The 10711-nt window shown below is 57.1% G+C and carries 12 protein-coding genes; 6 read left to right on the plus strand and 6 right to left on the minus strand.

The genetic code is table 11. The features are described 5' to 3' along the window. The 3 genes from ID864_RS23965 to ID864_RS16840 all read right to left on the minus strand — a co-directional run. The coding region (locus tag ID864_RS23965; protein WP_224750551.1) for a virulence factor SrfB at positions 1-89 on the minus strand (89 nt) is incomplete at its 3' end. A 2-nt stretch (positions 90-91) separates the two neighbouring features. Then, positions 92-1498 carry an SrfA family protein gene (locus ID864_RS16835; RefSeq protein WP_048916057.1) on the minus strand — a complete coding sequence of 469 codons (1407 nt, stop codon included), beginning with the start codon at positions 1496-1498 and terminating at the stop codon, positions 92-94. Positions 1499-1724: 226 nt separating this feature from the next. After that, a complete protein-coding gene (locus ID864_RS16840; RefSeq protein ID WP_048916058.1) occupies positions 1725-2351 on the minus strand; it encodes a Vat family streptogramin A O-acetyltransferase in 627 nt (208 codons plus the stop codon). A 130-nt stretch (positions 2352-2481) separates the two neighbouring features. Between ID864_RS16840 and ID864_RS23970 the strand changes: the two genes are divergently transcribed. Beyond that, positions 2482-3204: a hypothetical protein gene (locus ID864_RS23970; RefSeq protein ID WP_191149411.1), complete on the plus strand. Its 723-nt coding sequence runs from the start codon at positions 2482-2484 to the stop codon at positions 3202-3204. 74 nt (positions 3205-3278) lie between these two features. On the opposite strand, the gene mqo is transcribed toward ID864_RS23970, so the two are convergent. After that, complete coding sequence (gene mqo / locus ID864_RS16850) at positions 3279-4934, minus strand: malate dehydrogenase (quinone) (RefSeq protein ID WP_048916059.1); 1656 nt, start codon at positions 4932-4934, stop codon at positions 3279-3281. 587 nt (positions 4935-5521) lie between these two features. Between mqo and ID864_RS16855 the strand changes: the two genes are divergently transcribed. The 4 genes from ID864_RS16855 to ID864_RS16870 all read left to right on the plus strand — a co-directional run bounded on the left by ID864_RS16855 (position 5522) and on the right by ID864_RS16870 (position 7464). Then, positions 5522-5680, plus strand: a complete 159-nt coding sequence (locus ID864_RS16855) for a hypothetical protein (RefSeq protein ID WP_180276731.1) — start codon at positions 5522-5524, stop codon at positions 5678-5680. Positions 5681-5702: 22 nt separating this feature from the next. Beyond that, complete coding sequence (locus tag ID864_RS16860; RefSeq protein WP_191149412.1) at positions 5703-6224, plus strand: sigma-70 family RNA polymerase sigma factor; 522 nt, start codon at positions 5703-5705, stop codon at positions 6222-6224. Continuing rightward, positions 6221-7021 (plus strand): anti-sigma factor family protein, encoded by an 801-nt coding sequence (locus ID864_RS16865; protein ID WP_191149413.1) that lies wholly within the window; start codon positions 6221-6223, stop codon positions 7019-7021. Before ID864_RS16860 ends, ID864_RS16865 begins: the two co-directional genes overlap by 4 nt. A 167-nt stretch (positions 7022-7188) precedes the next feature. Next, positions 7189-7464, plus strand: a complete 276-nt coding sequence (locus tag ID864_RS16870; RefSeq protein ID WP_191149414.1) for a YdgH/BhsA/McbA-like domain containing protein — start codon at positions 7189-7191, stop codon at positions 7462-7464. 76 nt (positions 7465-7540) lie between these two features. Here ID864_RS16870 and ampC read toward each other — a convergent pair whose 3' ends face one another. After that, positions 7541-8689, minus strand: a complete 1149-nt coding sequence (gene ampC, locus ID864_RS16875) for a class C beta-lactamase (protein WP_191149415.1) — start codon at positions 8687-8689, stop codon at positions 7541-7543. A gap of 135 nt (positions 8690-8824) precedes the next feature. On the opposite strand from ampC, the gene ampR reads away from it, so the two are divergent. Beyond that, positions 8825-9748, plus strand: a complete 924-nt coding sequence (ampR, locus tag ID864_RS16880; RefSeq protein ID WP_191149416.1) for a LysR family transcriptional regulator AmpR — start codon at positions 8825-8827, stop codon at positions 9746-9748. Positions 9749-9907: 159 nt separating this feature from the next. Here ampR and ID864_RS16885 read toward each other — a convergent pair whose 3' ends face one another. Next, positions 9908-10708, minus strand: coding sequence for an SDR family oxidoreductase (locus ID864_RS16885; protein ID WP_048914692.1), 801 nt, complete (start codon positions 10706-10708; stop codon positions 9908-9910). Positions 10709-10711: the final 3 nt, after the last annotated feature.

Consider the following 10711-nt stretch of genomic DNA (forward strand, 5'->3'; position numbering starts at 1 on the left):
TCCGGCGTCAGCGCAAAGTCGAGGAACTGGATACCACTGTTCTGGACCAGCGTCATATTGGGTTTAAAATCAGCAATCGTCGCCAGCATCATTATTTACTCTCACGCTTCATGGTCATCGGCAGCACCGTGTCGGCATTGTAGCTGCCGCTGCACTCGGCAGGCCCGCTCAGGCCCTGTTTACACACCAGTTCCGGCATCTGATAGCGCGAACCATCGCTGCATCGCGCTTTCGTGCGGCTGTTAATCACCAGGTTGCCGGAGGACATCAGCCCGGCGAATACCTCCACCTTACAGCTAACGCCGTCGCCCTGGGTGATACGCGCCGTCCCTTTGCCATTTTTCAGCTGATATTTCAGCATCGGCGGGGTGCCGGTTGGCAGATTTTTCTGCACCAGTACGCGCCAGTTACCGTTAAGGAACTTGGTCGAGCCAATTTTGACCGCATCGGCAGGCAGCACCAGATCGTCTTTCGCCACCGGGCGCGCGTCTGCGACAGCTTCCACCGCCGGTTCAGCCGCGGTCGCTGCTGCCGGGGCCGCAGCGGGTGTAACGGCAGCCGGGGCGATAATCGCCGGTGCCAGTGGCAGAGTAGGTGCAGCAGCCGGAGCGACCGGTGCGGCTGGCGCATTCGCAGCTTGCGGTGCGGCAGGCTCGGGCTGTGCGGCGGGTTCAGGCGCTTTCACCTCTTCAGGCGCTTTATCGCTACAGCTTTTCAGCTGCACGCCAAAGGCAATCAGCAGCACCACGGCCGGAACAACCCAGCTGTAGCGCAGCCAGGCTTTCATCGGTGGTTTTGCCGCAGGCGTAGCGGGGACCGCCGGGGCTGGCTCAGGTGCGATTGCCTCCGGCTCGTCAATAATTTCCAACGGCGGAATAGTGGGCATCACTCGCGGCGCGGCGGCGGGTTCAGGGGTAATCAGCGGAGCAATAACCGGCGATACCGTAGCCGCAGCGGGTGCAGGGGCTGCCGCGACGGGTGCAAGGCGCGACAGGCCGAGCTGCGGCTCATCATCTTCCACTGCGCGCAGGCAGTCGAAAGCGTCCTGGCGGGATTTTTTATCCAGGCTGACAAAGCCCCAGAAGGTGATCACCGGTTTGCCGCCCACCAGGTAGACATAGTTCTGGTCGGGGAACTGTAACGCCTTGCTCAGCAGGGCGCCGAACAGCTTCTGGCTCGGCTTATCGGACTGCTGGGCGCGGTCGCTAATCTCTGCCAGCGTGCTCTGGCAGGCGAGCAGGTCATTCAGCGCTGCCTTGCGTGCGCTGTTGCTGGCGGCGGCCCACGAACTGACTTTGCCATTCACCGGCGAGTACCAGTCCAGGCGGTCGCCCGCGTCGTTAGGCTGCGGGATCGCCAGGCAGTCGGCCAGCGCAGACTGTTTTCTCAGGCGCAGGGTTTCGCGCAGTTGCAGAGCGGAGAGATAGACCGGTTGCCCGTTCTCCCCCAGAGCGAGCACAGCATCAAGATTGCCACTGCGTAAGAAGATTTTTGCCACGCAAAAGACCTTATAGTCAGAGTTCGGAAGAAAAAAGCGTGTGTAATCAGAATATTTTAACGCTTTGCGACTTAAATCAAATGCGCAAATAAGCGGTGAAACGCAACAGTACTCAGGCTATAGCCGGGCAGGAGCTTGATATCCGGGAGAATGAAATGGCGAAATGTGACACGGGTAGTGACAGTGTCACATCAGATAATTGTTAATGGGTCAGGCAGGCCTGAGCCTACCCTTTAAGCGCTGCAATATCACCCGCCGTAATTCCAGCAAGATGGGCAGTAATCTTCTCCACTGGCCAGTCCCACCAGGCTAGCGCTTCCAGTTCGGCAATCACCTCATCACTAAAGCGTTTGCGGATCGCTTGCGCCGGGTTACCGCCCACTATGCTGTACGCCGGGACATCGGAAACCACTACGGAGCGTGAAGAGACGATCGCGCCGTTGCCGATGCTCACGCCCGGCATAATCAGGCAGTCATAGCCAATCCAGACATCGTTGCCGATGCAGGTATCGCCTTTGTAAGGCAGGTCGCCGGGTTGCGGAGCTGCGCTTTCCCAGCCGTTGCCGAAAATAAAAAAGGGAAAGGTCGATATACCAGAGGTCTTATGGTTAGCGCCGTTCATAATGAACTTCACGCCGCGAGCCAGCGCACAGAATTTGCCAATAACCAGCTTATCGCCGATAAACGGATAGTGATAAAGGACGTTGCGCTCGAAGTTCTCCGCGTCATCAGGATCGTCGTAGTAGGTATAGTCGCCGATGATGATATTGGGGTTGGTCACGCAATTTTTGATAAAGCAGACCTGGGGAAAGCCAGGGAGTGGATGTTTCTCGCTGGGGTCGGGTCCGTGCATATATTCTCCTGAAGCAGTAGCGTAAAGAGAGTGTAATTCAGAGGAAACCGAAGCGCCTCACGCTGTATTCAAACGGGCAGTGACGCTATGATAGCAGCGCGCCAAATTCGGCAGAGGAGAATTCGCCATAATGTTTTATCGTTTTACGCTGGCAGCGGTTGTTGCCGCCACCACATTGACAGGTTGCGCTGCCTTTAAATCTAATACTGCCGTGGCGCCCGTTAGCCAGGCGACGCAGACCGCTGATGCCCCCGCTGCAACAGCCCAGCCCGAACAGCCGGTGCAAACAGAGCAAACCGCGCCAGCCGAACAGCCGGTGCAGACTACGCCTGTCACTGCGCCCGGCGCCGTCACCGAAGGCAGCCCTGAGGCGACGACAGCTGAGGCAGCAACCGCTCCGGCAGCGACCGCACCTGACGCGCCAGTAGAAACGGCCAGCGCTCCGACCCCGGCCGAAACGGCCACGCCAACTGCACCTGCCGAACCGGCTAAAGAAGAAAAGGTCACGGCGGCGCAGGGGACAGCAGCAGTAGCACCGTTCAGCAGCGGCCCAACGCAGATTGATGTTTCGCATATTGTCACCCGCGCGGATGATGGCTCCTCCATCACGCTGACCATCGACGGTACTGAAGCGGGCATTCTTAAGCGCGGCGAAAAGCGTGCGCTGTTTGTCGAGCCGGGCAAACACAAGGTGGGCGGCTACGTCCAGACGCTGTTCGGCTTAGGGCGCGTAACCATTCCGGCGGTGGAGATCACCACGGTACCGGGCAAAGTGAAACATGTGGCCTACTCGGTTACCCGAACCAAGCCTGCATTTGCTGAAGCGCCAGACACCACCAAAACCCCAGGCTGATATTACTCTCAGCGGAGTGAACAGCAAAAAAAAAGGCCGATCCTCAGGATCGGCCTTTTTGGTTGGCGGGGAACTTACAGCGCCATATCGTGCTGCGGGTTCTCTGCGCGTTTCTCAGCGGGAGCAGCAGCAGGGGCGTTCTGCTCACCGTTCATGTTGATCACCGGCGGCTTCACCAGCTGCAGGGTGGCTGCGGTGTCATCCCACACTTGCTGGGTCAGCGGCGTGTTGCCGTTCAGCTGCTGGCCATAGCTCGGCACGATAGTGCGGATTTTGCTCTGCCACTCAGGAGAGTTGAACTGCTCCGGGAACAGCTTTTTGATCACGTTGAGCGCGATAGGGGCCGCAGTGGACGCGCCCGGTGAAGCGCCCAGCAGGGCCGCGACGGTTTTCTGCTGATCGGTCACAATTTCCGTACCCAGCTTCAGCACGCCACCTTTATCGGCATCCTTCTTGATGATCTGCACGCGCTGACCTGCCTGGATCAGTTTCCAGTCCTCTTTACGCGCGTCCGGGTAGTACTCTTTCAGCGCGGCGAAGCGGTCGTCGTCATTCAGCATCACCTGACCAATCAGGTATTTCACCAGGTCAAAGTTATCCAGGCCGACGTGCGTCATTGGCATGAAGTTGCTGGTGGTGGTGGTGCCCAGCAGATCGAAGATCGAACCATTTTTCAGGAACTTGGTAGAGAAGGTGGCAAACGGCCCGAACAGCACCACGCGCTTACCGTCAAGGTAGCGGGCATCCAGGTGTGGAACGGACATCGGTGGTGCGCCCACTGAAGCCTGACCGTATACTTTTTCCTGATGCTGTTTAGTAATTTCCGGGTTTTCAGTGACCAGGAAGGAGCCGCCCACCGGGAAGCCTGCATAGTTATCCGCTTCCGGAATACCGGTTTTCTGCAGCAGCTTCAGCGCGCCGCCGCCGGCACCGATAAACACATATTTCGCATCGATGCTGTGCTCTTCACCGCTGTTAACGTCTTTAACCGTCACATGCCAGGAGTTATCGGCATTGCGCTTAAATTCGGTAGCCTCGGTCGAGGTTTCAAGGGTGAAGTTTTTATCTTTCTTCAGGCTGCCGATCAGCTGACGGGTGATCTCGCCGTAGTTGACATCGGTTCCCACCGGGGTCCAGGTAGCGGCCACTTTCTGCTGTGGGTCGCGACCGGCAATCACCAGCGGTGCCCACTGCTTGATCTGGTTCTGGTCGGTAGAGAACTTCATGCCCTGGAACAGGGTAGTCTGCTGCAGTGCCTGGTAGCGCTTGGTCAGATACTCGACGTTCTTATCACCCCAGACGAAGCTCATATGCGGCGTCGAGTTGATGAAAGAGTGCGGGTCGTTGAGCACGCCGCGTTTCACCTGAGCGGTCCAGAACTGGCGCGAGATCATAAACTGTTCGTTGATATCCAGCGCTTTGCTGACATCAATTGAACCATCAGCACGTTCCGGCGTGTAGTTCAGCTCCATGTTCGCAGAGTGGCCGGTCCCGGCGTTGTTCCAGCCGTTCGATGATTCGAGTGCGACACCATCCAGCTTCTCTACCATCAGCTGTTTCCAGCCTGGCTGAAGTTCCTGTAACCAGGTTCCTAAGGAAGCGCTCATGATACCGCCGCCAATCAACAGCACGTCGGTTTTCTGTGGAGCAGGGGTTTCAGCATGCAGTGCAGTAGATACCAGCAGAGCAGACAGAGAAAGCAGGGGAATTGTTTTTCTAAATTTAGACATAGCAGTGAGAGATATCTATATAGGTTTCAAAATTGAGGCGATATTTTAACGAACTTAGATGAAAAGTTAAGAATTATTTGCAGCTTTTAATTTAAACACGATTGATAGGGTTAAATTTAACAATTCAATTATTCGGCTAAATTTTAAAAAGCGTTAATTATCAATGCCATGCCTCGATTTTAAATAGGCATGCTATCGTTACTGCTATCTGCAGGCTTTAACTGAATTAGTGGTTACTCTAATTACATAACGCTGACTATAATTAATAAACCGTGCCACTTTTATAACTAAGCCATTAATTGGTCGACTAATTATCCGGTTGAGAAAATCGCTTCAGTCAGCATAATTATCATTAAGTGCCATATCCCGGCATTTAATTTCCTCCGGCCAGACCCGGTGTCGCGATTTTCCCGCCGCCGTTTGATGCCGAAGGTGTTTATAATTTGAGTTAACTCAGTAGCGTGACTCACGATAAACTTCACTGGGTCAGGGTTAAGCGCAGAAACAGCGAAATTTTTTTAAAATTTCCGAATAAAAGTGGCGATGGCGCGTTAACCGATCAACATCCACAAACGGAAACCTACTGTATGTCTGCCATTGCCACTTCCCGCGCGCGTCAGCGCTATGATGCTTTCACCCTGACGCTGCACTGGCTGACCGCTGCCAGCGTGATCTTCCTGTTAGTTTCTTCGGCCTGTTTGATATTCCGGGCTGGATTACCGTCGATCCCGCGCTGCGCCGTATGATGCCTCAAGCTGCCCGGAGGGCGTGAAAATTACCCATAGTGAAGTACGGCAACAGCTGGCCGCCCATCTGTCGCGCCTGTGGCGTTACGGTATGGTGCTGTCCCGCAATCGCGACGTCGCCGAGGAGCTGGTGCAGTCCACCTGCGTGCGGGCGCTGGAGCGCAGCGCGCAGTATCAATCCGGTACACGCATCGACAGGTGGCTGTTTACCATTCTGCACTCGGTATGGATCAGCGACCTGCGGGCGCAGCGGGTGCGCGCCGGGCAGGGGTTCGTCGACAGCGACGATCTGCACGCGCCTGGCAGTCAGCCGCAGGACGAGCAACGCAGGCAGTATCAGAAGGTGATGCAGCGCGTCGGGCAACTGCCGGAAGCCCAGCGCAACGCCGTTTTTTTGGTCTATGTCGAAGGATTTACCTATCAGGAAGCCGCCGAAACGCTGATGGTGCCTGTCGGGACGATCATGAGCCGTCTGGCGGCCGCCAGGGCCACGCTGGCCAGGCAGACGTCGCAGGCGGCGCCCGTACAGGAGAAACACCGGTGAAGAGAGAACATATTACCGCGCCCTACAGCGATGAGGCGATCGTCGCCTGGCTGGATGGCGAAATGAGCGCGGCAGACTCTGCGGCATTTGAACAGCAGCTAAAGCGCGATGAACCGCTGTCAGCCCGCACCGCTGAACTGATGAGAAGCAATCAGCCGTTTGCAGAAGCATTTGAAGGCTTGCTGGAAGCCGCACCAGAGGAGAGGATGGAGCGGCATCTGGCACAACTGCTGGCCCGGACGCCCCCCGCGCCTGCGCAGCACAGGGGACAAGTCAGCCGCCGCGCGCTGATCGCCGCCTCACTCAGCTTTTTGTTTATCGGTTCCGGTATCGGTTATTTCGCCCGTCCGGAAAGCGCCTCGCGCCGCGAAAGCGGCAGGATCCGCGACCTCGAAGCGCAATATATGTCGTTGTACAGCACTCAGACGCTGGCGGATGTCGATAATTCGCCGCCGGTGATTGCGCGCTCGCTGGAGAGAACCGCCCGCGAGATGGGCCTGCGGCTCAGCGCACAGCAGCTGGCGTTACCCGATGCTGAGCTAAAAAGCATACGCCTGCTGCGCTATGACGACGCTTCAATCGCGCAGATCGTCTGGGATCGCGCCAGCGAGGGTCCGATGGCGCTGTGTATTTCCCGCGAGCAGCATCAAAATCTCACCCCGGTGCAGGATGAAAAGCGCCACGGTATGAATCTCGCCTGGTGGTATGCCGAAGGTTATCAGTACGTATTGATTGGCCGCAGCCCGACGCAGCAGATGCAGCAGCGGGCAGGGCAGCTGCGGCAGAGTCTCTCGTAGCGGTCAGGCATGCCTGACCCGACGCGTAGAGTAGGTAGCAATCCCAGGATAATGCCAACCTTATTGCTTTCCGCCTGCCGTGAACTACGCTTTTCAGGTAGGACACGGCTGCGCTTGTTAGCCGACTAATTAAAAACATAATATTCGATAACTCTGAGGATTTAACCATGATGCTTAAGACTAAGCTGGCCACTGCTGCGGTATTGTTATTCTCACTTAATGCTTATTCAGCGGAGCTGATGACGAAAGTCGACTTCGACAAAGTTTCTCTTCAGTATGAAAAAGTGGGGGATATCTCTGTTGCGGATGAATCTTCCACAATTGATGCAAGAGAGGCACTCAAGGCAGAAGCGGAAAAACTGGGGGCGGATATTTACGTCATTACCTCTGCCAATGAGAAAAAGAAAGTGCGTGCTACTGCAGTCGCTTACAAGAAAAAATAATCGGTCATGTCGGGGTCGACCTTTTTTTTCGGTCGACCCGCTATTGACGATGACGCTCAAGGCATATAAAACTCTGTTAATGCTGCGTCAGAGTCTGGATGATCTTATTCGCCGCTTCCACCCTTGCCGGGTTTGGATAAGTTTTATTTGCCAGCATCACAATCCCGACTTTCTGCTGCGGAATAAAGGCAATATAGCTGCCGAAGCCGTTGGTGCTGCCGGTTTTATGCACCCAGGATTGCGCTTCAGCCTTTCCGGCTGGCGTTAACACCTCGACGGCGTGCGGCTTGAGCGCCACCCCATTGTCGCTGGCAGCAATCACTTCTTTGGCATCCACCGGCCAGTGATAGATTTCCCACCCTAAGCCCTGATACCCGTTGCCCACGCGCAGATAGCGCGCCTGGCTGGTGAGGATTGCCTGCTTCACGGCGGGCGTGCTGTCCGGGTCGATATTCGCCTGCAGATATTTCGCCATATCCTGCACGCTGGTTTTCACTCCGTAGGCTTCCGCATCCAGCATGCCCGCTGAAACGCGCACCGGCTTACCGTCGCGATATCCCCACGCGTAATTTTTCTGCTGCGCCGCAGGCACATCAATATAGGTGTGCGTCATCTTCAGCGGTTGCAGCACGTTGTTGTGCAGATAGTCGGCAAAGCTCAGCCCGCTGTTTTTCACCGCCAGTAAACCAAACAGCCCGATGCTGGCGTTGGAGTAGCTGCGCATCGTGCCGGGCTGCCATTCAGGCTGCCACTGCTGATAGTAGTGCCACAGCGCCTGCTGGTCGGTCACCGCATCCGGCACCTGCAGCGGCAGCCCGCCCGCGGTGTAGGTGGCGAGGTTTAGCATAGTGATGTGCTGCCACTGCGGCGTGTTGAGCTGCGGCGCGTATTTCACCGCCGGGTCGGTGAGCTTCACCAGACCGCTGTTAATCGCTGCGCCTGCGGCGATACCGGTAAAGGTCTTGCTGACGGAACCCAGCTCGAACAGGGTATCCGCCGTGACCGGGCGCTTGGCCTCGATGTCGGCTTCGCCGTAGCTATAGAGATGGCTTTTGCCCTGATACACCACGGCGACGGCCATGCCGGGGATCGCCTGCTGGGCCATTAAGGGTTTGATGGTGTCATTGACGATCTGGTCGAGCTGCGCGTTATTCAGCGGGGCCGCTAACAGCGAAAAGCTGGAAAGGGTGCCAGCAATCAAGATCGGGAGAAGGTTTTTTTTCATGCTTAATAGTTCCATAGGCTGATTGATGCAAACAGTGTTGCTCCTTGTGACCTGGAATAGTCTGAAGAGATTGCACGGATCTGACAAACGATTATATTTAGCATCTGACAATAGAAAATCTTACACGAGAGCACCATGAGCCGCAGTTATCTGCCGTTAAATTCGCTGCGTGCCTTTGAAGCCGCGGCCAGACAGTTAAGTTTTACTAAGGCTGCTATCGAACTCAATGTGACCCATGCCGCCATCAGCCAGCAGGTTAAAGCGCTGGAGCAGCATCTGAACTGTCAGCTATTTATCCGCATCTCGCGCGGGCTGGTGCTGACGCCAGAAGGGGAGATCCTGCTGCCCACGCTGAGTGACGCCTTCGATCGCATCGCCGAATCGCTGGACCGTTTTTCTGCCGGCCGCGTCAGGGAGAAGGTGAAAGTTGGCGTGGTCGGAACCTTTGCCACCGGCTATCTGCTGCCGCGGCTGGCGGCATTTCGCCTGCGCTATCCGCATATCGATCTGCTGCTCTCCACCCACAATAATCGCGTCGACAGCGTGGCTGAGGGGCTGGATTACGCCATCCGCTACGGCAACGGCGCCTGGCACGGTACGGAGTCACAGTTTCTGTGCGATGCCCCGCTGGCGCCGCTGTGCACGCCGGAGCTGGCGCAGCAGATCCAGCAGCCTGCCGATTTGAACACCTTTACGCTGCTGCGATCCTTCCGCCGCGATGAGTGGACAACGTGGTTTGCGGCAGTGGGGGAGCCGGCGCCTTCGCCCGCGCAGCATATTATGGTGTTTGATTCGTCGGTGAACATGCTGGAGGCGGCACAGGCCGGGGCGGGGATTGCGCTGGCGCCGCCGGTGATGTTCAGCCATCTGCTGCAAAGTGGGAAGATCGTGCAGCCATTTGCCACCACTATCAGCTTAGGGGGGTACTGGCTGACGCGGCTGCAGTCGCGCCCGGAAAGCGCGGGGATGCGTGATTTTGCGGACTGGCTGCTGGGGGAAGCGGGTGCGCCCGGCCATCCCGGGCCGACCAGAAAAGCGGTCGGCCCCTACAACAGATGATGCGTCATTCATTCCTGATGATGCCCCGGTACTTCCTGTAGGGGCCGACCCTTTTTTTCGGTCGGCCCGAAGTCCCTTGATGATGCGCCATTCATTCCTGATGATGCCCCGGTACTTCCTGTAGGGGCCGACCCTTTTTTTCGGTCGGCCCGGACCCCATCACCCGTTATCCTGAAAACCCGGATAAAGCGTCATGCCGCCATCGACAAACAGCGTGGTGCCGTGCACGTAATCGGACAGATCGCTGGCCAGCCAGACGACCGCGTTGCCAATATCCCGCGCTTCGCCAATGCGGCCATAGGGGATCAGCTCCAGTAGCTTGCGCCCCGCGTCACCCTCGGTACTCTCTTTGTTGATCGCGGTGGCGATGGCGCCGGGCGCGATCGAATTGACGCGTATACGCTCGGCGCCAATCTCCTGGGCAAGCGAGCGCATCAGCAGGTCGACACCGCCTTTGGAGGCCGCATAGTTCACATGCCCGGCCCACGGGATCACCTGGTGTACCGAGCTCATATGGATAATTTTCCCCAGCGCGCGGCTGACCTCCGGCCGCGCACCCTGCTGGCGAAACTGGCGCAGCGCCGCACGGGCGCAGAGGAACTGCCCGGTCAGGTTGACATCCAGCACTTTGTTCCAGTCGGCCAGCGACATCTCGCCAATCGGCGCGTCTTTTTGCAGCCCGGAGTTCGCCACCAGAATATCCAGCGCGCCAAAAGCGTCGATGGTGCGGGCAAACAGGTTGTCGACGTCGTCCTCTTTTGACACATCGCCGCCGACGGCAATGGCTTTGCCGCCTTGCTGACAAATTTTTGCCGCCAGCTCTTCAGCGGGCTGCGCCTGGCTGTTGTAATTGATCACCACGCTGGCCCCGGCTTCCGCCAGCGCCTCTGCGCAGGCATAGCCAATTCCTGAACTGGCGCCCGTCACCAGCGCAACCTGATTTTTTAATGAAATCATCATAAC

The organism is Erwinia aphidicola, from assembly GCF_014773485.1.
Taxonomy (GTDB): domain Bacteria; phylum Pseudomonadota; class Gammaproteobacteria; order Enterobacterales; family Enterobacteriaceae; genus Erwinia; species Erwinia aphidicola.

Excerpts from the sequence above, each read along its gene's own strand:
- ID864_RS16840 (WP_048916058.1), bottom strand. The coding sequence starts at position 2,351 with ATGCACGGACCCGACCCCAGCGAGAAACATCCACTCCCTGGCTTTCCC.
- ID864_RS23970 (WP_191149411.1), top strand. The coding sequence starts at position 2,482 with ATGTTTTATCGTTTTACGCTGGCAGCGGTTGTTGCCGCCACCACATTG.
- mqo (WP_048916059.1), bottom strand. The coding sequence starts at position 4,934 with ATGTCTAAATTTAGAAAAACAATTCCCCTGCTTTCTCTGTCTGCTCTG.
- ID864_RS16855 (WP_180276731.1), top strand. The coding sequence starts at position 5,522 with ATGTCTGCCATTGCCACTTCCCGCGCGCGTCAGCGCTATGATGCTTTC.
- ID864_RS16870 (WP_191149414.1), top strand. The coding sequence starts at position 7,189 with ATGATGCTTAAGACTAAGCTGGCCACTGCTGCGGTATTGTTATTCTCA.
- ampC (WP_191149415.1), bottom strand. The coding sequence starts at position 8,689 with ATGAAAAAAAACCTTCTCCCGATCTTGATTGCTGGCACCCTTTCCAGC.
- ampR (WP_191149416.1), top strand. The coding sequence starts at position 8,825 with ATGAGCCGCAGTTATCTGCCGTTAAATTCGCTGCGTGCCTTTGAAGCC.
- ID864_RS16885 (WP_048914692.1), bottom strand. The coding sequence starts at position 10,708 with ATGATGATTTCATTAAAAAATCAGGTTGCGCTGGTGACGGGCGCCAGT.